Raw genomic sequence first — 22,407 nt, 5'->3', positions numbered from 1 at the left:
ACAATGAACCGTCGCGCAGGTCATCCGACAATGAGGAAAACGACGCAACTGGTGAATGTTGAAGAACATGTCGAAGGTTTTCGCCAGGTCCGTGAAGCGCACCGGCGTGAACTGATTGATGATTATGTTGAACTCATTTCCGATCTGATCCGTGAGGTTGGTGAAGCGCGCCAGGTCGATATGGCCGCCAGGCTGGGGGTTTCACAGCCAACTGTCGCTAAAATGTTAAAACGCCTGGCCTCCGTGGGCTTAATTGAAATGATCCCCTGGCGCGGTGTTTTTCTGACGCCGGAGGGGGAGAAACTCGCGCAGGAGAGCCGCGAGCGCCATCAGCTTGTCGAGAATTTTTTACTGGTGCTGGGCGTCAGCCCGGAGATCGCCCGCCGGGATGCGGAAGGAATGGAACACCACGTTAGCGAAGAGACGCTGGTGAAATTTCGTGAATTTACGCTTAAATATGGTCCCTCCGCTGAATGAAAATCCCTGGACTGCAGGCCCTGGCACGCGATCGTTTTTTCCATCTGTTATTACTCATTGGCGCAGCGTTAAGTCTCTTTGTGCCGTTTGCCCCACATGCCTGGCCCGCCGCGATTGATTGGCGCACCATCATTACCCTGAGCGGCCTGATGATGCTCACCAAAGGGGTCGAGCTGAGCGGCTATTTTGACGTTCTGGGACGTAAAATGGTGCGCCGGTTTGCCACCGAACGCAGGCTGTCCCTGTTTATGGTGTTCTCCGCCGCGGTGCTGTCGACGTTTCTGACCAACGATGTGGCGCTGTTTATCATCGTGCCCCTCACGCTCACGCTGCGTAAGCTCTGTGAAATTCCGGTCAGCCGGCTGATCATCTTTGAAGCGCTCGCCGTTAACGCCGGTTCTCTGTTGACGCCTATCGGCAACCCGCAAAATATCCTGCTCTGGGGCCGTTCCGGCCTGTCGTTTGCCGCCTTTACCTGGCAGATGGCCCCGCTGGCGCTGGTGATGATGCTGTCCCTGCTGGCGGTCTGCTGGTTTGCCTTCCCGGATAAAAAACTGCAGTACCACAGCGGCACCACGGGCCCGCAGTGGCAGCCGCGTCTGGTGTGGAGCTGTCTCGGGTTATACATTGTCTTTCTGTTCGCGCTGGAGCTGAAATATGAGCTGGCGGGTGTCCTGCTCGTTGCCGCAGGGTTTGTCGTTCTGGCGCGGCGTGTGCTGGTGAGCGTGGACTGGACGCTGCTGCTGGTCTTTATGGCGATGTTTATTGATGTGCATCTTCTCATCCAGCTTCCGGTGCTGCAAAACGTTCTGCACAGCGTCAGCACGCTGTCTCAGCCGGGATTGTGGCTAACGGCGATTGGCCTGTCGCAGTTTATCAGCAACGTGCCTTCCACCATTCTGCTGCTCAACTACGTTCCGCCGGATACGCTCCTGGCCTGGGCCGTTAACATTGGCGGGTTTGGGCTGCTGCCCGGTTCGCTGGCAAACCTGATTGCTCTGCGTATGGCCAACGACCGTCGTATCTGGTGGCGTTTCCACGTCTGGTCGATTCCGATGCTGGTTTGGGCCGCGGCGATCGGTTTCGGACTATTCCTTCTCATATAGTGCGCAATTTGTCAGTTTTTCCTGGCAAACGTATAGCAACGTCCTAGCTTTAGTGAACGGCATAGTGTGATGCCGCTCACTGACAGGACCGTTGCTGACCTATGGCTGAAGATCAAAACCCGCCTGCTGACGAGCAGGACAAAAACAATAATGCGCGTAAGCGCCCGGGCAAAAAACCGTTAATTATCCTCGGCATTGTCGTGGTGGTGATGGTCGTCGTGGCGCTGGTCTGGTGGTTTTTAACCCGTAACGAAGAGACGACCGACGACGCCTTTACCGACGGCGACGTGGTGACGATTGCCCCCAAAACGGCGGGCTACGTCACCGAGCTGCGCGTGCGTGATAACCAGCGCGTGAAAAAGGGCGATCTGCTGGTGGTCATCGATCCGCGTGATACCACCGCCCAGCGCGATCAGGCCCAGGCCCAGCTTGGGCTGGCTATCGCGCAGCTGCATCAGGCTCAGGCACAGCTGGCGCTCTCAAAAGTGCAGTATCCCGCCCAGCGTGACGAAGCCAAAGCGCAGGTGCTGAAAGCGCAGGCCGATCTGGCGAACGCGCAGGCGGAGTACCGTCGCCAGCGCGGTGTCGACCCGCGGGCAACCACCCAGCAAAGCATTGATTCCGCGAACGCTCAGCTGCGCAGCGCGCAGGCGGGGCTGGCCAGCGCCCAGGCGCAGCTGGAAGTAGCGGAACAGGTACAGCTGCAAATCCGCCAGCAGGAAACCAACGTTGAAGCGCGCGAGCGTCAGGTCGATCAGGCGAAAGCGCAGCTGGAAACGGCCAATCTGAACCTCTCTTACACCGAAGTCCGCGCTCCGTTCGACGGGTTTGTCACCAAACGCAACGTGCAGCCCGGCACGCTGGTGCAGGCGGGAACGGCGCTGTTCTCCCTGGTTTCGCCGAACGTGTGGGTGGTGGCGAACTTCAAAGAGTCCCAGCTTGAGCGCATGAAGCCCGGCGATAAGGTCACCGTGTCGGTCGACGCGTGGCCGGATATGGCGCTCGAGGGCCACGTTGACAGCATCCAGCAGGGCAGCGGCTCGCGCTTCTCCGCCTTCCCGGCAGAAAATGCCACCGGTAACTTCGTCAAAATTGTGCAGCGCGTGCCGGTCAAAATCGTGATTGATAAGGGGCTCGATCCGAACAGACCGCTGCCGCTGGGGCTGTCGGTTGCGCCGAAGGTGACGGTGGAATGACGGATCACAGCCACGACAGCTGGAAGCCCGCCAGCAATCCGTGGGCGGTGGCGATTGTCGTCACCCTGGCGGTGTTTATGGAGATCCTCGACACCACTATCGTCAACGTGGCGCTGCCCCACGTGGCGGGTTCGCTCTCGTCCAGCTATGACGAATCCACCTGGGTGTTAACCAGCTACCTGGTCGCGAACGGCATCGTGCTGCCCATCTCGGCGTTTCTGAGCCGCGTCTTCGGCCGCAAGCAGTTCTTCCTGATCTGCATCGTCATGTTCACCGTCTGCTCGTTCCTGTGCGGGATCGCCACCGAGCTGTGGCAAATCATCCTGTTCCGCGTGATGCAGGGCTTCTTTGGCGGCGGGCTGCAGCCGACGCAGCAGTCGGTGCTGCTCGACTACTTCAAGCCCGAAGACAGGGGCAAAGCCTTTGGGCTCTCGTCCATCGCGATTATCGTTGCGCCGGTCCTCGGCCCGACGCTGGGAGGCTGGATCACCGACAACTACTCCTGGCGCTGGGTGTTCTTTATCAACATTCCGGTGGGGATTGTCACGGTGCTGGCCATCTACCAGCTGCTGGAAGATCCGCCGTGGGAGAGCAAGTCTAAAGAGAAGCTGACCATCGACTGGACGGGGATCGGCCTGATCGCCCTGGGGCTGGGCTGTCTGCAGGTGATGCTCGACCGGGGAGAAGACGAAGACTGGTTTAACTCGAACTTTACCCGCACTTTCGCGGTATTAACGCTGATCGGCATCATTGGTGCGATTTACTGGCTGGTGTATGCCAAAAAACCGGTGGTGGATCTGCACTGCATGAAGGACCGCAACTTTGCCATCTCCAGCCTGCTGATGGCGGGGATGGCGATGATTTTGTACGGCAGTTCCGTGGTGATCCCGCAGCTGGCGCAGCAGGACCTGGGCTATACCGCCACCTGGTCCGGGCTGGTGCTGTCGCCCGGAGCGGTGCTGATTGTGCTGACGATTCCGCTGGTGCTGAAGCTGATGCCGGTGGTGCAAACGCGCTGGATTATCGCCTTTGGCTTTACCTGCCTGGCGGTGTCGTTCTTCTGGTCGCGCACGCTGACCCCGGATATCGACTTCGAAACCCTGGTATTGTTCCGCAGCGCCCAGTCGCTGGGGCTGGGGTTCCTGTTTGTGCCGCTGACTACCATTGCCTTTATCTCGATACCAAGGCGGCTGAACGCCGATGCGGCGGCGCTGTTCACCATGTTCCGCAACGTGGCGGGCTCGGTCGGGATCTCGCTGTCGACGGCGGCGATTACCGAGCGCTCGCAGGCGCACAGCGCGCACCTTGCGTACCACGCCTCGCCGTTTAACGAGCAGTTTCAGCAGGCGATACGCGAAAGCGCGCAGGCGATCCAGAACTTCACCACCCAGGTGGGCGATCCCACCGGCATCGCCACCGGACGTATGTACCAGACGATGATTGAGCAGTCGCGCTTCCTGGCCTACATCGACGTCTTCACCATTCTGAGCGCGGTGGCCTTGCTATTGATTCCGTTTTGTTTGTTGCTCTCGCCGGTTAAGAGCGAGGGGAGTGCAGGAGCACATTGATGATACACAGACGTTTACACCCCCTGATGATAATGATGCTGCTGGCAGGCTGCGCCGTCGGGCCGGACTACCAGCCGCCCGCGCCACCTGCCGTCACGCACTGGAACGATAAGGGCGACAGCGCGGTAAAATCGCAAACGACCTCCGCCGCGACCAACCCGCGCTGGTGGAAGACCTTCGGCTCGCCGCAGCTCGACAGCCTGGTTGAGCGCGCCATTGCCGGGAACCTGACGCTGCAGCAAACGGTGCTGCGCATCGCCGGGGCGCGTGAACAGATTAACCAGGCCGGCGGGGCGTTTTATCCGTCGGTGAACGGCAATCTGCAGGCGACGCGCCAGCAGCTTGGGCTGGAAGGGGAGCTGAAATCCCACGGTGTATATGACCAGGTGGATAGCATCGATCCCGCTCTCAAGGGCGCGCTGGGACCGCTGACGCAGCCGATCAACCTCTACCAGGGCAGCTTCGACGCCCAGTGGGAAATCGACCTGTGGGGCAAGGTGCGCCGTCAGGTGGAAGCCGCCGAAGCGCAGCAGAAAGCGGCTATCGAGCAGCGTAACGACGCGCTGGTGTCGCTGGAGGCGGAAGTGGCGCGCGCGTGGCTCCAGCTGCGCGGGGCGCAGAGCATTATCGCCACGCTGAACACCCAGATTAAAAGCGCGCAGCAGACGCTGGATCTGACCGAGAGCCGCCAGCGCGGCGGGCTGTCGCCGCAAATGGATGTGGAAAACGCCCGGGCGCAGTTAGGTAACCTTGAGGCACAGCTTCCGCAATATCAGGCGCAGGCGCGTCAGGCGATGAATGGCCTGGCAATCCTCCTGGGCAAGCCGCCGGGGGCGCTGGATGCGGAATTACAAAGCGTGCAGCCGATGCCCGCGCTGCCGGATATTGTGCAGACCGGCATTCCGTCGACGCTGGCGCGCCGCCGTCCGGACGTGCGCGAAGCGGAGGCGAACCTTCATGCCGCCACGGCGCAAATCGGCGTCTCTGTGGCGGAGCTGTTCCCGAGCTTTACCCTCTCCGGGCAGTTTGGCCTGCGCAACAGCGAAACCAACTGGCTGACCGACTGGAGCAGCCACTTCTACAGCTTTGGCCCGCAGGTCTCCATTCCCATCTTTCAGGGCGGTCGACTGGTCTCCAGCGTGAAGGTGGCGCGCGCGCAGCAGGGTGCGGCGGTGCTGGACTATCGTCAGACGGTGCTCACCGCGCTTGGTGATGTCGAAAATGCGCTGGTGAGCTATCGCACCGACCAGCAGCGTGAAGCGGGGCTGGCGAAAACGATCGATGCGCTGCAAAACGCGTTTGACCTGGCAAGCGACAGCTACCGCCAGGGGATCGCCAGCTTCATTGACGTGCTGGACGCCCAGCGTCAGCTGGCGCAGGCGCAGCAGCAGCGCGCGCAGGCGCAGGTGCAGAGCGCGCTCGATCTGGTGGCGCTCTACAAGGCGCTCGGCGGCGGCTGGGAGCCGTATCAGCAGGTGCAATTACCGGACTACAGCGTCTTTGGCGACGCCCCGCGCGGATAAATATTCAGAGGATTGGGCAAGAAACGGACAGGAACGCCACATTCGCGATCGCTGAGGGGCGGGTATAACTATCGGGTACCCCTTAAACGACATGCGAGGATTATCTTATGCGTTATCAAAAACTGGGCAACACCGGACTGTTTGTTTCTGAACTGTGCCTCGGCACCATGACCTTCGGTGGTGAAGACGGCATGTGGGGCAAGATTGGCCAGCTTAAGCAAAACGAAGCCGAGCAGCTGGTGGGCCGCGCGCTGGATGCGGGCATTAACTTCATCGATACCGCTGACGTCTATTCGGAAGGGCGCTCGGAGACGATCCTCGGGCAGGCGCTGAAAAACCTCAACGTCCCGCGCGAAAATGTGGTGGTTGCCACCAAGGTGTTCGGCGAAACGGGCACCGCCGGGGTGAACTCGCGCGGCAGCTCGCGGTATCACATCATCAGCAGCGTGAAGGAGAGCCTGCGCCGCCTGCAGCTCGATCATATCGATCTCTATCAGCTTCACGGTTTCGACCCGGCCACGCCGATTGAGGAGACGCTGTATGCGCTGGATAATCTGGTGCAGCATGGCCACGTGCGCTATATCGGCGTCTCGAACTGGGCGGCGTGGCAGATTGCCAAAGCGCTGGGTATTTCCGAGCGTCTCGGGCTGGCGCGTTTCGCATCACTCCAGGCGTATTACACCATCGCCGGACGCGATCTGGAGCGCGAGCTGGTGCCGATGATGCAGAGCGAAGGCGTCGGGCTGATGGTCTGGAGCCCGCTGGCGGGCGGCCTGCTGAGCGGAAAATATGGCCGCGACGGGCAGAGCGAAGCCGGTGGTCGTCGTCTGGAGTTTGACTTCCCGCCGGTGAATAAAGAGCGCGCCTTCGACTGCGTGGACGTAATGCGGACTATCGCCGAAAGCAAGGGCGTCTCCGTCGCGCAAATCGCGCTGGCGTGGCTGCTACATCAAAAAGCGGTGACCAGCGTGATTATTGGCGCGAAACGCGTTGAACAGCTGGACGACAACATTGCCGCCACCGGTATCCTTCTCAGCGAAGACGAGCTCAAACAGCTGGATGCGGTCAGCGCGCTGCCGCGGGAATATCCTGGCTGGATGCTGGAGCGTCAGGGAGAGTATCGCCGTAATCAGCTCGCTCAGTAATACCTCTTCCTCCCCGGTGGCGCTCGCTTACCGGGGCTTTTTTTCCCGCATTGCTCACAAAAAACGATCCTCCTCTTTGATCCTCTTTTCATCATCGCCTATATGACTAGACATGAAGTTTTAAATGACTAGTCATATAGGGAGAAAACATGAACCATCAGCTACCGGCCAACTTTTTATGGGGCAACTCGGTCTCCAGCATGCAGACGGAAGGAGCCTGGAACGAAGGCGGGAAGGGGATGTCGGTGTATGACATTCGTGAAGCCGGGGAAAACGTCTCCGACTGGAAAGTGGCGACCGACTCCTACCACCGCTACAGGGAAGATTTCGATCTGATGCAGGATCTGGGCATGAACTGCTACCGCTTCCAGATCTCATGGAGCCGCGTCTGCCCGCAGGGTGACGGCCCGTTCAACGACGAAGGCATCGCATTTTACGACCGCTTTATTGACGATCTGATCGCCCGCGGCATCGAGCCGATGATCTGCCTGTACCATTTCGATATGCCGCTGGCGCTGGCGCAGGAGTACAACGGCTTCAACGACCGCCGCGTAATGGACGCCTTTATCCGCTATGGCAAAAAGATGATCGACTGTTATGGCGACCGCGTGAAGTACTGGCTGACCTTCAACGAGCAGAACATCTTCCATATGCCGGAAGCGTTCCGTATTTCCGGCTATATGAAAGGCGAGAAAACCCTGCGCGAGCTGTATGAGCTGCAGCACCACACCATGGTGGCACACATGGCGCTAACCGAATACCTGCACCAGACCAGACCGGGCCAGCTGATGGGCGGCATGCTGGCGCACCAGCTGATCTACCCGGCCACCTGCAAACCGCGCGATATCTTCTGCGCCCAGCAGTATGACGAGTTTCTCAACCAGAACCTGCTGCGCGTCTTCGCAGGGCAAGGCTACAGCCCGGCGGTGATGGCGGTGGTGGAACAGGAGGGCTTTGGTGATATCTACCGCGCCGAGGACCTGGCGCTGTTCGCTCGTACAAAGAACGACTATATGGCCTTCAGCTATTACGCCAGCAAAACGCTGGACAGCGATGCGATTCCGGAAGGCACGCCGGTGAACTATTACCTGCTGCACGGCGAGAAAAATAACCCGTACCTGAAGGCCACCGAGTGGAACTGGCAGATCGATCCGCTGGGCTTCCGCACCATCATCACCCGCTACGCCAACGACTGGCGCCTGCCGGTGTTCCCGATCGAGAACGGCATTGGGGTGATTGAGTCATGGGACGGCGTGAACCCGATTGAGGACACCTACCGCATCGACTATCACCGGGCGCACATCGAGGCCATGAAAGCGGCGATGTTCGAGGACGGGGCAGAGGTCATTGGCTACCTCGGCTGGGGATTGATCGACATTCTCAGCTCCCAGGGCGACATGCGTAAGCGCTACGGCGTGGTCTATGTCAACCGGGAAAACCACGACCTGAAAGACCTGAAGCGCGTGCCGAAGAAGAGCTACGCGTGGTTAAAACAGGTTATCCATACCAACGGACGCGAGATGTAAGCCGTACGCTGCCGGGCCGTTTTTGTGACTGATTGATGGGAACACTCCGCTATGTCTGAAACAAAAATCACACCGCACATGCAGTCCTTTGTCGATAAATTTGTCGAGTTTTCGGCGCGCCTGGCAAACCAGGTGCACCTGCGCTCCCTGCGCGACGCCTTCGCCACGGTGATGCCGATTTTCATCCTCGCCGGTCTGGCGGTGCTGGTGAACAACGTGGTCTTTCCGTGGATTTTTCACGGCGATACGCTGGCACACTTCAAAGTGTGGGGCGAGGCGATTATCAACGGCACGCTGAACATTGCCGCGCTGCTGCTGGCGCCGATGATTGCCTGGTCGCTGGCGCGCAACAAAGATTTCGACAATCCGGTCTCGGCAGTGGTTATCGCCGTCAGCAGCTTCATCATCATGATGCCGATGCGCTTGCAGATTACGCCCGTCGGCAGCGATACCACGGTGAACGTCACCCAGGTGCTGACGTTCGCCAATATCGGCTCCACCGGGATTTTCGCCGGGGTGCTGATTGGGCTGCTTTCAACGGAAGTGTTTATCGCTATTTCGCGCCTGAAGGCGCTGCACATTTCGCTGGGGGAAAACGTGCCTCCGGCGGTGAGCAAATCTTTTACCGCGCTGATCCCGACCATCCTCACGCTCTCCCTGTTCGCGGTGCTGGCGGCGGTGCTGGCAAACGTGCTGCATACGGATCTGATCCATCTCATTACGACCTTTATCCAGCAGCCGCTGCGGCTGATCAACACCAGCCTGCCCGGGACGATTTTCATCTACAGCTTCGGCAACTTCTTGTTCACGCTCGGTATTCATCAGTCGGTGGTCAACAGCGTGGTGCTGGAGCCGTTCCTGCTGATCAATACCAACGAAAACATGCTGGCCTTCGCCAACGGTCAGCCCATTCCGCACATCATCAACAATATCTTCGTGCCGACGTTTGGCATGGTGGGCGGCACGGGCAGTACAATCTCGCTGCTGATTGCGATATTTATCTTCTCGCGCCAGCAGTCGGCGAAGCAGGTGGCGCGCCTGTCGCTGGCGCCGGGCCTGTTTAACATCAACGAGCCGGTGATTTTCGGCCTGCCGATCGTATTTAACCTGCCGCTGATGATCCCATTCGTGCTGCTGCCCGCCATCGGCATTTATTTCGCTTGGCTCTGTACCACGCTGGGGCTAATGTCGCGCTGCGTGGTGATGATCCCGTGGACCACGCCGCCGATCCTGAGCGCCTGGCTGGCTACGGCGGGAGACTGGCGGGCGGTGGTGGTGCAGTTGGCAATCATCGTATTTGGTGTATTCTTCTACCTGCCTTTCCTCAAGATTGCCGAGAGAGTGGCGTTGAAAAACAGCGGGATAGAAAACTAACTGAAAGGAAGGACGATGGCGGCGAAGTACATCACCATAGCGCGGGAAATTAAGAAACGCATTATCAGCCAGCAGTACGCCGCCAACGAACCCCTGCCGGACCAGTTTGCGCTGGCGGCGGAGTTCAACTCCAGTCGGATGACCATTCAGCAGGCGATGCGCCAGCTGATCGTCGAAGGTCTGGTCTATACCCGTCAGGGCCAGGGCACGTTCATCCGTAAAAACTTCCTCCAGCTCTCGCAGTGGGATCTCTCCGGCAGCGACTACTTTGGCGCGACCAAAACCTGGGCACATCTGGGCACGGTCACGAGCCAGGTGGTGCATTTCGAGCTGCGCTTCCCGAACGAAAAAGAGCAGGCGTCGCTGATGATTAACGCCGATGCGCCGATCTATGACTTTATTCGACTCCGTTTGCTGAACGGTGAACCGATGTCGCTGGATTCCACGGTGATGCCGATGAATCTGGTCCCGGGCCTGACGAAAAACCATCTTGAAGCTTCAGTGTTCCAGTACGTTCAGGAAACGCTGGGGCTGAAAATTATGGGGTCGTACCGGGTGGTGCGGGCGCTTAAGCCCAGCGCGCTGGACAGAGAGCATCTGGTCTGCGAGGAAACCGATCCGGTGCTGGAGGTGGAGCAGGTGATTTATCTGGAAGATGGCACGCCGCTGGAGTATGCCCACTGCCACTATCGCTACGACCACGGCGGGATCGTGATCGTAAATAACGGGTAATCAGTCTTTCAGGCACACGACTCGAAATAGCTGTCCGTGTCTTTTATGTAAAGATCGTTCTGACACAGATGCTGTATTTGACCAGGCTTAAATGTAAAACGGATTTTTTGAAACCAGGAACGTTTTATTTTGCTGGTATTCTCGCGCGATAATCCATAGTCATGGATTATTTCATGAACAAAACGAATGCTTTGTGCAGAAACATAGACAGGTGTTTTGGTTAGCTGAATCAGTTTGCTGATCCAAATATCATCCGCGCGAGGACAAACCGTAATAAAATCTTCGTTAAAATGGAAATATTCCGGGATCATATTTTTCTTGAGCACAACGCCACCAAGACCGGTGATGATATAGTTCTGCTCAACGACTTTTGGCATGGTGATAAGCGGGAAATTACGATAGGTATCAAGAAGTTCTTTCTTCTTCTTTACTGTTTCACGCACCCGCGCGGCAACCACATATTTTTGATTGTGGCGATAAAAATCATCCAGCAGTGTTTCTGCCCAAATTTCGTTATAGATTGCGTCATCATCGGCATAAATCAGAATATCGTCTTCGGTTGCTGCTTGCAGCGCCGGAAACAATTTCCGATAAGGGCCGGTATTCTTAACCCATTTAAAAACCAGGTTGGTGCCCGTCTGGCGAATTTTCTGCGCCCACTCCGGCTCCTCAGTGATGCCTTCGTCACTGAGATAAGGTGTACTGGAGACCCACACAACAATTTGATCGACCTTCTTACTCTGGTTCGCCAGTGACCACACTGTTTGCGAACAGAGATAAAGGCGCGATTTTGTTGTTGTTAAGTTAATGCTAATCATCAAACTATGCGTGCTCCAGGAGATAAAAAGACCTTATAAAAGCAGATAAAACTGATTTTATAAGTGGGCGCATCATAACACTTAGAGGATTAGATGTAACCCCGCTGGGTTAGCAGAAAATGGCAAGAAAGGCACTTACGGCAGTAATAGCTGTTCAGAAAGGGTCAGCGTGATGGAGATTACAGTGCAATAAGACCCCGATAATACGGGGTCTTATAAGATACGTTATTGATTCAGCGTGATCAGTTCAAACGCACCGGCATACCGGAGCGGTTCTGCACGGCCTGGTCAACAATCGCCGTTTCGACATCTGGCTGAGACGTCACCGCCTGCACCGCGCTGTTCAGCGTAACAGGAACGACTTCGTTGTTGTTGATCTGGTCTTCGCTGGTGGACAGCGGGTTGTGCACTTCGATGTAGCGGCTGCCGTCTGGTTCAGACGTTGCTTTCACCGGTTCGTTGATGAACTGCACGCGCGTACCGACCGGCACGTTTTCGAACAGGAACTTGATGTCGTCGTTACGCAGGCGCACGCAGCCGTGGCTCACGCGCAGGCCGATACCGAAGTTGGCGTTGGTGCCGTGGATAGCGTACAGGCGGCCAATGTACAGCGCGTACAGACCCATTGGGTTATCCGGACCGGCCGGTACAACGGCTGGCAACGGTTCGCCCGCCGCGATGTATTCTGCGTGCATTTTGGCGGTCGGCGTCCAGGTTGGGCCCGCTTTCTTACGCTCAACTTTGGTGGTCCAGTTCATTGGGGTGTCTTTACCCAACTGGCCGATACCGATTGGCAGCACGATCACGGTGTTGGTACCTTTCGGGTAGTAATACAGACGCATTTCGGCGCTGTTAATCACGATACCTTCATGAACGGTATCCGGCAGGATCAGCTGCTGAGGGATATTCAGCACGGTACCTGCTTTCGGCAGATACGGGTCAACGCCCGGGTTCGCTTCCAGCATGTTAGACAGGCCCAGCTGGTACTGCGCAGCGAAATACTCCAGCGGCTGAGAGTTACCTTCAGGAACCGTCACCACCTGGTTTTGACCCACCAGACGGCTTCCGTCGGTCGGCAGGGGATACGTCACCGCAGACGCGGTCTTACAAAAACCTACTACGGCTAACGCCGCCGCAAAAAGCGCTGTTAATTTCATGTTCATGTTGTGCGAGGTATCTAAGCCATTCAGGCGATGAGTTGATAAGTCTGAATCTGTGATGGGAGCGCATTATATGTGCATTCCCGCTCACAGGGAATTCAGATGTGTACGAAATCACATTTTTTTCGATTTTGTTAAAGTTTAGTGGATGGTTGCAACGCGGGATCTCAATTCGGAATTGTGGCATAATGCCGTGTTTATCACACTTTTCGCAGGAATCTCCCCGTGTTAGTTACCAGCAACGTCACTATGCAGTTTGGCAGTAAGCCGCTGTTCGAAAACATTTCCGTCAAATTTGGCGGCGGCAACCGTTACGGCCTGATTGGTGCCAACGGTAGCGGTAAATCCACCTTTATGAAGATCCTCGGCGGCGATCTGGAGCCGACCCTCGGCAACGTGTCGCTCGATCCGAACGAGCGCATCGGTAAGCTGCGTCAGGATCAGTTCGCCTTCGAAGAGTTCACCGTGCTCGACACCGTGATCATGGGGCACGCGGAGCTGTGGGAAGTGAAGCAGGAGCGCGATCGCATCTATGCGCTGGCCGAAATGAGCGAAGAAGACGGCTATAAAGTGGCCGACCTGGAAACGCAGTACGGCGAGATGGACGGTTACTCTGCGGAAGCGCGCGCGGGCGAGCTGCTGCTGGGCGTCGGCATTCCGGTAGAACAACACTACGGTCCGATGAGCGAAGTTGCTCCAGGCTGGAAGCTGCGTGTGCTGCTGGCTCAGGCGCTGTTCTCTAACCCGGACATCCTGCTGCTCGACGAACCGACGAACAACCTGGACATCGACACCATCCGCTGGCTGGAGCAGACGCTGAACGATCGCGACAGCACCATGATCATCATCTCGCACGACCGTCACTTCCTGAATATGGTCTGCACCCACATGGCGGATCTGGACTACGGCGAGCTGCGCGTTTATCCGGGCAACTACGACGAGTACATGACGGCGGCCACCCAGGCGCGCGAGCGTCTGCTGGCGGATAACGCTAAGAAGAAAGCGCAGATTGCTGACCTGCAGTCCTTCGTCAGCCGCTTCAGCGCTAACGCCTCTAAATCGCGTCAGGCAACCTCGCGCGCGCGTCAGATTGATAAAATCAAGCTGGAAGAGGTTAAAGCCTCCAGCCGTCAGAACCCGTTCATCCGCTTCGAGCAGGACAAGAAGCTGTTCCGTAACGCGCTGGAAGTGGAAGCCCTTACCAAAGGCTTCGATGAAGGCCCGCTGTTTAAAAACTTTAACCTGCTGCTGGAAGTGGGCGAGAAGATTGCCATTCTGGGCGCCAACGGCGTGGGTAAATCCACCATGCTGAAAACCCTGGTCGGCGAACTGCAGCCGGACAACGGCACCGTGAAATGGTCCGAAAACGCGCAGATTGGTTACTACGCGCAGGACCATGAGTACGAGTTCGAAAATGACCTGACCGTCTTTGACTGGATGAGCCAGTGGAAGCAGGAAGGCGACGACGAGCAGGCGGTGCGCAGCATTCTGGGTCGTCTGCTGTTCAGCCAGGACGACATCAAAAAGCCGGCTAAAGTGCTCTCCGGTGGTGAGAAAGGCCGCATGCTGTTCGGCAAGCTGATGATGGAAAAACCAAACATCCTGGTGATGGACGAACCGACTAACCACCTGGACATGGAATCTATCGAATCCCTGAACATGGCGCTGGAGATGTACCAGGGCACCCTGATCTTCGTCTCTCACGACCGTGAGTTCGTCAGCTCGCTGGCGACCCGCGTGATCGAAATTACGCCAGAGCGCGTGGTGGACTTCACCGGTAACTACGAAGATTACCTGCGCAGCAAAGGTATCGAGAACTAAAAAAATGCCGGGTGGCGGCTTCGCCTTACCCGGCCTACGTTCTATTCCCTCTCCCTGTGGGAGAGGGTTAGGGTGAGGGCATCAGGCCGCACTACAGCACCCACTCACTCCCTTCAACCCCGTTCACCCGCAGCGTACGTTTTTCCCCCGCCGGTAATGATACCTTCAGCGCCTTCCACGCCGGACGATAGTCGCCGCGCGCATTCACCTTCAGGTTGATACTTGCGCCGTCGCACACCATTTCCCATTCCACCCACAGCGCATTGCCGTTCTGGTATCCCCAGCTTTCGCCGTCGTCTTCAAACAGCATGCCCGAGGTTGTGCCGACGCCCTTCACCGGGAACAGCTTCAGTTCGCGGGCCGTATCTTTTTCGGCACTCACATGCGTGATGCGCTCGCTGAGCGGCAGACCGGCTCCGGCGCGCACCAGCAGCGGCAGTTTTTCCAGCGGCGCGTCGAGAACGATCGACTGGCCGCCCGCATACCACGCGTGGGTGTAAAAATCGTACCAGCCGGTGTCGTTATCCGGCAGCCAGACGCGGCGCTCGCGCTGCCCGGCTTCGACGACGCTGGCGACCAGCAGGTCGCGGCCCAGCAGGAAGTCATCGCACTCTTCGAAGGTCTGCGCATCGTGCTCGTGGTCGAGGAAGGTCGGACGCAGCATCGGCTCGTCGTCGGCGTGCGCCTGCCAGAGCAGGGTGTAGAGGTACGGCAGCAGGCGGTAGCGCAGCTCAACCGCGCCGCGAATGGCTGGGGTGACGCCCGGGTACATCCACGGCTCGTTCACCGTGTGGTCATCGTTCCACGAGTGAATGGTAAAACGCGGATGCATCACGCCGTTCTGCACCCAGCGCACGAACAGCTCGGCGTCCGGCTTGTCGCCGGAGAAACCGCCCACGTCATGGCCGACGTTGAACAGCCCCGACAGGCTCATGCCCAGCCCCATGCGGATGTTATAGCGCAGCGTGTCCCAGCCGGTGCGGTTGTCGCCGCTCCAGGTCTGAACGTAGCGCTGCATCCCGGCGCAGCCGGAGCGGGAGATCAGATACGGGCGTTTTTCCGGCGCAAAGCGCTGCTGCGCTTCCAGCGAGGCGCGCATCATCAGCAGCGGCATGACCGGGCGAATGTGCTTGATGGCGATCTCCTTACCGAAGCCAAAGCAGCGGGCTTCCCCGTCCCACACTTCATATTCGTTGTTGTCGTTCCAGGTGGAGTCGATGCCCATCTCCAGCAACTGCGTGGTGACGCCGTTCTGCCACCACTGCACCGTCTGCGGGTTGGTAAAGTCGAGGTGCGAGCCTTCGTCATCCCAGAAGCTGGAACGTTCGGGTGCATCGGTTTCTGAATCGCGAATGAACAGGCCGCTCTCCGCCACTTCGTTATAGCGAGGATGATCCTGCAGCAGGCACGGCTTGATGTTGGCGGCCAGCTTCAATCCCGCGTCGTGGAACGCCTGGCTCATTACCTTCGGCTGCGGCACCTTGTCGTAGTTCCAGTTGAAGACGTAGCGCTTGCCGTTGATGGAGGTATAGCCGGAGGAGAGCTGGAACGAGTCGCACGGGATGGCGTGCTCTTCGCACAGGCGGATGAAGTTCATCAGCTGGTTTTGCGCATCCGGCGCGTCGGTGTAGTGCATGGTTGAACCGCTGTATCCCAGGCTCCATTTCGGTCCGAACAGCGTTTTTCCGGTGAGGCGCACAAAGACCTTGGTGACGTCCAGCACGCGCCTGCCGGTAAAGATGTAGTAGTCGATATCGCCCGCTTCCGCCTGCCAGCGGCGATAGGCGGTGTGGTAGTTGTCGATTTCGTTACCCAGATCCAGCCAGCAGCTGCTCAGGTTGTCGTAGAACAGGCCGTAGCTGACGTCGTCGCGGCGGGCGATAGTGAACGGGATGTGCTTGTAGAGCGGGTCGGTGCTGGCCGCGTTGTACCCCATTGCGTCGAGGTTGCGCATCTCATAGCGTTTACCGTTGCGCTGCAGATCGCCCGCTTTCTCGCCCAGTCCGTAGAAACGCTCGTCCTTACGACGGCTGAGATAGTGCGCCACGCCGTCGCCGTGGGCGTTCAGCAGGTAGGCGCTGGTGGGGCGGTCATTGACCAGCGGCAGCCATTCGCCCGCCTCATTGCGGTAGTGCCACTCCAGCCACAGCGGCTGGTGGACGGTCACGCGCAGCTGTTCGGTTGCCACGGTTAGCGTCTCACCCTGCTGCGTCAGGTTCCAGGCCGGGCAGGAGAAACCGCTTATGTCGTCACGACGGCGGCCTTCCCAGGGCACGTCTTTTTCCGGAGCGATACTCCAGGTGCGGTCCAGCGCCAGCTCGCCTTTGCGCTTAATCAGCACGCGGAACAGGTTCTCTTCCAGCACATACAGGCACAGGCGGTGCTGGTTATCGACCAGCAGTTCCAGATGGTTTGCCGACTGTATATCAACGGTCCAGTTTTTCAGGGTTTTCATATGCAATACATCCACTATCAGGCGCGCTTGGCGCGACGTTCAGCAATAAATGCTACCAGGAAGACAGCGCCAATCAGGTCAAAGAAGCCCATGGCGATAAAGAGCGGGTTAAAGCCGATTTTGTCGGCGGTCACACCGATTAACAGCGAGAACAGGAAGCTGGCGATCCACGCCGCCGAGCCGCGCATGCCGTTGACGGTCGCCATCTGGCCTTTGTCGAAGGACTCCACGACCAGGGCGCTCAGCATGCAGGAGATAATCTGGTGCCCGAAGCCGCCGATGGAGATCAGCACGATGGTGATATACGGGTCGCGGGTAATGGCTACGATGGCCAGCGAGATCATCAGGAACGCGCCGGTCACGGAGCTGGCGACGACCGAGTTAACGCGGGAGCAGCCGAACAGACGGGTGTACAGACGCGTCAGGTAGCCGCTCGCCACGCTGCCGAGGTCGGCGGCGAGGAACGGCAGCCAGGCAAACATCGCAATCTGCTTCAGGTCCATACCGTGCTCTTTGGCGAGGTACAGCGGCACCCAGAAGCTCAGCACCGCCCAGGCGGGTTCCGCCATAAAGGCCGGGATGGCGATACCGTAGAAGCGTTTGTTTTTCGAGACGGTTTTCAGCGCGGTCAGGAAGGGCAGTTTGACGGCAGGCGGTTCGTTATCCTGCTTGATAAACGCCAGCTCGTCCTTGCTCAGGTTCGGGTGCTGCTCCGGGTTATGGTAGAACGCCCACCACAGGATCACCCACAGCAGCGCCAGCACGCCGGTAAACATAAACGCCCCCTGCCAGCCAAACGAGGCGTGAGCAAAGTAGATGATTGGCGGAGCCAGCATCGCGCCGATGGAGAAGCCCACGCCCGCCCAGCCGGCGGCAACAGGTCGTTCTGATTTCGGGAACCATTCACCGATGGTTTTGGCGTTAGCCGGGGTAGCGGCGGCCTCAGAGGCACCCATAAAGAAGCGCAAAATAGCCAGGTGCAGCCAGCTTCCGGCGCCCGCGTGGAAAATACACATCAGCGCCCAGATCCCGGCGCAGACCATAAAGCCAATCTTCAGGCCGATCACGTCAATCAGCCAGCCGCAGAGGGGCTGGAAAATGGTGTAGGCGATCTGGAACGCGCCAACGATCCAGGAGTACTGCTCGGTGGTGATCCCGAGGCTCTCTTTCAGCTCGGGGGCAAGAATGCCTAACGAATTTCGGGTGATGTAGTTAACGGTGACGCCAAGTAAGAACAGCACCAGCACGTACCAGCGCAGGTTCTTGATGACGCGACGGGTTTTGCTTGTCGCAACGGTGTTATTGATGTCCTGACTCATTTTACTCTCCACAAGACGGACGGTAAGGGGACGGAGGTTCAGGTGTCACACAGATTTTTATGCCTTTGATTTCTATCCGTTTAAACTGCTTAAGTTGGTATACAACTAGTATGGAAGTTGTGTGACAAGTTCACCTTAAGGGAGAAAATGAGTGGGCAATAGTGGATTTTGTGCAAAATTTCTCATAACTGACTCAACCACTCTGGCATGATGGCATTTATGTCAGTTATTGCCTGACGGATACGCTATGAAAATTTTTTCATTTCGCAAATGGAGCCAGATCACAAAATGGACAAAAGGCTAAAAATCACCGAAATCGCCGCCCGCACGCAGCTCTCGATCAGCACCGTGTCTCGGGTGCTGGCGGGGAAAGCGAATACCAGCGAAAAAGCGCGCGCAAAGGTGCTGGCGTGCGCGCGGGAGCTGGGGGTGATGGAGGGCATGGCGGCGGGACGGCTGCTGCTCAATAGCCTGGTGGTTTTTGCCCCCCAGCGCGCCTTCGACGAGCGGTCCGACATCTTTTACTACCGCGTGATCCAGAGCGTGAGTAAAGGCCTGGCATCCCACGATGTGCGCCTGCGCTACTGCGCGCTGGAAGAGAACGACAGCGACGCCCAGCTTTTTCTGGCGCGCATGAATGAGCCGGATACTCAGGCGGCAATCCTTCTCGGCATCGACGATCCCCACATTCACGATCTGGCGGTGGATGTGGGTAAACCCTGCATGCTGATTAACTGCCGCGACCGGAACATGCGTCTGCCTGCCGTTGCGCCGGATCACCGCGCCATTGGCGAGCGGGCGGCGGAATACCTGTTCGAGATGGGACACCGTGAGGTGATGAACGTGCTGTGCCTGCGTCGCTACACCATGGAGCTGCGCCTGTCGGGGATCCGCGACGCGTGGCAGTCCCACAACCTGACGTTCAGCGATAAACGCGATCTGCTGGTGGTGCCCAGCTTCAGCGCGCGCGAAACGGAACAGGCGGTCAGCAGCTGGCTCAGCGAAGTGCAGGGGAAAGATTTACCTACCGCGTTTCTGGTCGGCGGCGACTTTATGGCGGCGGGCACCATCAGCGCATTACAAAACCACGGTCTGCGCGTGCCGCAGGACGTGTCGGTGATGAGCATCGACGGGTTTAACCTGGCGGCGATCCAGGATGTTCCATTAACGGCCGTGCATGTTCCCCGCGACGAGCTCGGAACAGAAGCGGTACACATGCTCCAGCTGCGGCTCATGCGCCCGGACGCACCGGTGGGGACGTTACTGCTTAACGGTACGTTGACCGTGCGGGAGTCAGTCCGGCGGATACGTCAGGGGAAACGACGCACCGCCGTGGAGCGGGAAGGGCTATACGACAGTTAGACCATGCCCAGCGCGCGCTTGCCGTGGATGTTGAGATCGTTCACGGTAAAGCGGTCCTGCCAGCTCTTTTCATAATCCTCACGCGGGAAGTCTCCCGGCGACGCGCCGGTCTCCAGCGCTTCCTTGACCTTTTTCGCGTAGGCGAGGTTTTTCTCGCACATCGGTGCGGCGGGGATGTACATCACGTTGCCCCAGCCCTGCTGATTGTCCACCGGCGCGACGGAGTGGATCACATCGCAGTGCCACCACACGGAATCGCCCGCGTCCAGTGCCGGAATGCTGGTCAGCGCCTCGATGAGCAGCGGGTGCCACTTCTCGGAAACCGGCAGCACGCGCCCCGGCGCAACGCCGCACAGCTCGTCTTCCGGCACGTCGTCCAGCAGCGGACGCAGCAGAATGTACGCCATCGCTTCCGGGATGGGCACCACGTGCAGCAGCCCCTGTCCGGGGATCATGTCCGACAGCGCGGTCCAGCCCTGGAAGGTGCGGAATACCGAGCATTTGGTGGTGTTATCGACGGTATACTCTTCCACTTCGGTACGGTGCGCGGCGTTCCACGGATCGTATTTCTCGACGTTGCCGTCAAACACGCGGGCAAAGACCTGCTGATAAGCCGGCAACAGCCAGCGCTCCAGCGCGCCGGAGTCGGTATGCGCGCCCAGTCCTTTCGAGGTGGTTCCCGGCGGACGACGGCGGATACGGTCCGGGTAAATCACGCTCACGTCCGGGTCAAACCACTGTTTGCCGTTGCTCTCGAATGTCCATAAACGATTCAGGAACGACTGCACCTGCGCCATCTCTTCGCTCTGGCGCGCCTGCATCTGCGCCTGCGACCAGTAGATCGGGTAAATCTCCGGACGGGAAGCAGTCAGGGTGCCGAAGAAGTTATCGCCCGGCCCTTTGTACACCTCGTCAAACTTGTTCAGATCGAGGTAGTCGAGCATCGACTGATCCCACGCCAGCGCCTGCTCGCGCGGGAAATGACCTTTAATCACCGCGCAGCCGCGGCGCTTAACGGCTTCGCGCTGTGCGTCGGTAATGGTGCCGTTTTTTACATGCGCGAACGGGATCGCCGGCCAGACGGATTCGCCTTTGTTTTTAAGGGCGTTGATTTCCGCCACGCGGGTGGCAATTTTATCGCTGAGCTTGTTGAACACCGCCTGCACGTCGCCGATCTGCGCGCGCAGCTCACGTTTCAACTGACGGATTGCCGCTTTGTGATCCGCCGGCAAAGTTTCACTGGTAAAGGTCATAACTGCCTCGCATCTTTCATTCGAAAGTAAAAATGTCTACAAGTGATACTTTAAGTTAAAATTAAGTTAATGCAAGTTTAAAAACTTGACGCAAGCCACAGGACGGAAAAAGAGTGATAAGCCGGAGCCAGGCTCCGGCGAGGAGAGGATCAGGCGTCGAACGGGGAGTGGTTGTCGAGCACGGCCTGAATAACGTTCAGCGCGCCCTGATGGTTGTTGTCGTCGGTGCTGTAGCGGCTGATTTCTTTGATGCTTTCCGCCGCGTTGCCCATCGCAAAGGAATATTTCACCAGCTTCAGCATCTCGGCATCGTTGCCGCTGTCGCCAATGGCCACGCACTCCTGCGGGGAGATTTTCCAGCGCTTCAGCAGACGGCTGATGCCGTTGGCTTTATGCAGGCCGGGGATAATCAAATCCACAAAACCAAAGCCGCTGGTGACGGGCTTCATGATGCCGTCCAGGGAGACGTGCAGCTTATCCACCAGATTAGGGATATCGCTGTCCGGCAGGTTCAGGGAGAACTTAAACAGCACGTCGTCAATTTCACGGTAATCGCTGATGCGCTTTAAGCGGTGGTAGTGCTTTGACATCAGCGCCACGAACGCTTCAGGAGCTTTGTCGCTCACGTAGGCACTCTCCAGCCCGCAGGCCACGAAGTTCAGCCCTTTATCTTTCAGCAGTTCGCCAATGACGATCTGCGATTCATGGCGGGTCAGCTCGCCGTGAAAAATCTGCTCCCCGCGATCGAACACCAGCGCGCCGTTTTCCGCCACGAAGGAGATCCTGTCTTTCAGCTCCGGAAAGAAGGAGATGAGCTGGTAATACTGGTTGCCGCTGGCGACAACGAATTCAATGTCGCGGGCTTTAAGCTGTTCAAACTGTGCCTGGAAGCGGTCACGATCGTACTGCTTGGCATCATCAAGAAAAGTTCCGTCCATATCGGTGACGATAACTTTAACGGTCATACTGTGCTCCTGGGTCACTGCGTTTTGAAACATTCTAATAACAAGGTGACGGGGAGCACAAATTTAATTTCATTCGAAAGTAAAAGCAAAACGGCAACCGAGGTTGCCGTTTTTTAGTGTTTTCTCCCTCTCCCCGTGGGAGAGGGCCGGGGTGAGGGCATCAGCGTGCGCATTTCCCCTTAGGGGATACACCGTTACAGCGTATGCTCAGTACGGGCAATAATATCATCCTGCGCATCCGGCGACAGGGCGGTGAAGAACGCCGAGTAGCCCGCGACGCGCACCACCAGGTCACGATACTGATCAGGGTGTTTCTTCGCCTCCAGCAGCGTGTCGCGCGAGACGATGTTGTACTGAATATGCCAGCCTTTGTGCACCTCGAAGAAGGTGCGCAGCAGCACCATCAGCTTCTGGCGATCGCTGTCGTTTTCCAGCGTTGACGGATTCAGCTTCTGGTTCAGCAGCACGCCGCCGAGAATCGCCTCGGTAGGCAGTTTACCCACCGAGCCGATCACCGCCGTTGGACCCAGGTGGTCGGTACCGGAAGCCGGGCTTGCCCCTTCCGCCAGCGGGGTATGCGCCTTACGTCCGTCTGGCGTCGCCATCG

The 22,407-nt window shown here is 58.1% G+C and carries 18 protein-coding genes; 11 read left to right on the top strand and 7 right to left on the bottom strand.

Annotated elements, in window-relative coordinates; genetic code table 11:
- The first annotated feature begins 3 nt into the window (after window positions 1-3).
- The 9 genes from mntR (at window position 4) to DOU50_RS16935 (ending at window position 10,647) form a co-directional block, all read left to right on the top strand.
- Window positions 4-477 carry a manganese-binding transcriptional regulator MntR gene (mntR, locus tag DOU50_RS16975; RefSeq protein WP_023310887.1) on the top strand — a complete coding sequence of 158 codons (474 nt, stop codon included), beginning with the start codon at window positions 4-6 and terminating at the stop codon, window positions 475-477.
- On the top strand, window positions 474-1,583 hold the full coding sequence (locus DOU50_RS16970) for an anion transporter (protein ID WP_024908707.1): 1,110 nt from the start codon (window positions 474-476) through the stop codon (window positions 1,581-1,583). Before mntR ends, DOU50_RS16970 begins: the two co-directional genes overlap by 4 nt.
- A 101-nt stretch (window positions 1,584-1,684) precedes the next feature.
- Window positions 1,685-2,779: an HlyD family secretion protein gene (locus DOU50_RS16965; RefSeq protein WP_024908706.1), complete on the top strand. Its 1,095-nt coding sequence runs from the start codon at window positions 1,685-1,687 to the stop codon at window positions 2,777-2,779.
- A complete protein-coding gene (locus DOU50_RS16960) occupies window positions 2,776-4,347 on the top strand; it encodes a DHA2 family efflux MFS transporter permease subunit (protein WP_024908705.1) in 1,572 nt (523 codons plus the stop codon). Before DOU50_RS16965 ends, DOU50_RS16960 begins: the two co-directional genes overlap by 4 nt.
- Window positions 4,347-5,870, top strand: coding sequence for an efflux transporter outer membrane subunit (locus DOU50_RS16955; protein ID WP_148769782.1), 1,524 nt, complete (start codon window positions 4,347-4,349; stop codon window positions 5,868-5,870). The genes DOU50_RS16960 and DOU50_RS16955 overlap by 1 nt, the downstream gene beginning before the upstream one ends.
- Window positions 5,871-5,977: 107 nt before the next feature.
- Window positions 5,978-7,015, top strand: coding sequence for an aldo/keto reductase (locus DOU50_RS16950; RefSeq protein ID WP_061715702.1), 1,038 nt, complete (start codon window positions 5,978-5,980; stop codon window positions 7,013-7,015).
- 149 nt (window positions 7,016-7,164) lie between these two features.
- Window positions 7,165-8,541 (top strand): glycoside hydrolase family 1 protein, encoded by a 1,377-nt coding sequence (locus tag DOU50_RS16945; RefSeq protein WP_061715701.1) that lies wholly within the window; start codon window positions 7,165-7,167, stop codon window positions 8,539-8,541.
- Between the two features lie 51 nt (window positions 8,542-8,592).
- Entirely contained in the window at window positions 8,593-9,915 is a 1,323-nt protein-coding gene (locus DOU50_RS16940) for a PTS sugar transporter subunit IIC (protein WP_024908701.1), read from the top strand.
- Between the two features lie 15 nt (window positions 9,916-9,930).
- The gene (locus DOU50_RS16935; RefSeq protein ID WP_048991503.1) at window positions 9,931-10,647 is read left to right on the top strand and encodes a GntR family transcriptional regulator; all 717 of its coding nucleotides are present in this window, start codon (window positions 9,931-9,933) and stop codon (window positions 10,645-10,647) included.
- An 8-nt stretch (window positions 10,648-10,655) separates the two neighbouring features.
- Here DOU50_RS16935 and DOU50_RS16930 read toward each other — a convergent pair whose 3' ends face one another.
- Entirely contained in the window at window positions 10,656-11,465 is an 810-nt protein-coding gene (locus DOU50_RS16930; RefSeq protein WP_148769781.1) for a glycosyltransferase, read from the bottom strand.
- A 242-nt stretch (window positions 11,466-11,707) separates the two neighbouring features.
- Window positions 11,708-12,628: a L,D-transpeptidase gene (gene ldtB / locus DOU50_RS16925; protein WP_024908698.1), complete on the bottom strand. Its 921-nt coding sequence runs from the start codon at window positions 12,626-12,628 to the stop codon at window positions 11,708-11,710.
- 222 nt (window positions 12,629-12,850) lie between these two features.
- On the opposite strand from ldtB, the gene DOU50_RS16920 reads away from it, so the two are divergent.
- Window positions 12,851-14,446 (top strand): ABC-F family ATPase, encoded by a 1,596-nt coding sequence (locus DOU50_RS16920; RefSeq protein ID WP_024908697.1) that lies wholly within the window; start codon window positions 12,851-12,853, stop codon window positions 14,444-14,446.
- A gap of 91 nt (window positions 14,447-14,537) precedes the next feature.
- Here DOU50_RS16920 and DOU50_RS16915 read toward each other — a convergent pair whose 3' ends face one another.
- A complete protein-coding gene (locus DOU50_RS16915; protein WP_148769780.1) occupies window positions 14,538-16,901 on the bottom strand; it encodes a glycoside hydrolase family 31 protein in 2,364 nt (787 codons plus the stop codon).
- Window positions 16,902-16,918: 17 nt separating this feature from the next.
- Window positions 16,919-18,220 carry an MFS transporter gene (locus DOU50_RS16910; protein ID WP_024908695.1) on the bottom strand — a complete coding sequence of 434 codons (1,302 nt, stop codon included), beginning with the start codon at window positions 18,218-18,220 and terminating at the stop codon, window positions 16,919-16,921.
- 288 nt (window positions 18,221-18,508) lie between these two features.
- Between DOU50_RS16910 and DOU50_RS16905 the strand changes: the two genes are divergently transcribed.
- Entirely contained in the window at window positions 18,509-19,582 is a 1,074-nt protein-coding gene (locus tag DOU50_RS16905) for a LacI family DNA-binding transcriptional regulator (RefSeq protein ID WP_148769779.1), read from the top strand.
- On the opposite strand, the gene DOU50_RS16900 is transcribed toward DOU50_RS16905, so the two are convergent.
- The 3 genes from DOU50_RS16900 to DOU50_RS16890 all read right to left on the bottom strand — a co-directional run.
- Window positions 19,579-20,835 carry a DUF1479 domain-containing protein gene (locus DOU50_RS16900; protein WP_148769778.1) on the bottom strand — a complete coding sequence of 419 codons (1,257 nt, stop codon included), beginning with the start codon at window positions 20,833-20,835 and terminating at the stop codon, window positions 19,579-19,581. The two genes, DOU50_RS16905 and DOU50_RS16900, sit on opposite strands and share 4 nt — an antisense overlap.
- Before the next feature lie 149 nt (window positions 20,836-20,984).
- Window positions 20,985-21,800 (bottom strand): Cof-type HAD-IIB family hydrolase, encoded by an 816-nt coding sequence (locus DOU50_RS16895; protein WP_148769777.1) that lies wholly within the window; start codon window positions 21,798-21,800, stop codon window positions 20,985-20,987.
- Window positions 21,801-21,994: 194 nt separating this feature from the next.
- Window positions 21,995-22,407, bottom strand: a 413-nt coding sequence (locus tag DOU50_RS16890) for a glycine radical domain-containing protein (RefSeq protein ID WP_322742065.1), incomplete at its 5' end; no start/stop codon positions are given.

It is taken from the genome of Enterobacter sp. C6 (genome assembly GCF_008122455.1).
Lineage (GTDB): Bacteria > Pseudomonadota > Gammaproteobacteria > Enterobacterales > Enterobacteriaceae > Enterobacter > Enterobacter pseudoroggenkampii.
This window is presented reverse-complemented; position numbering and strand designations above follow the sequence as displayed.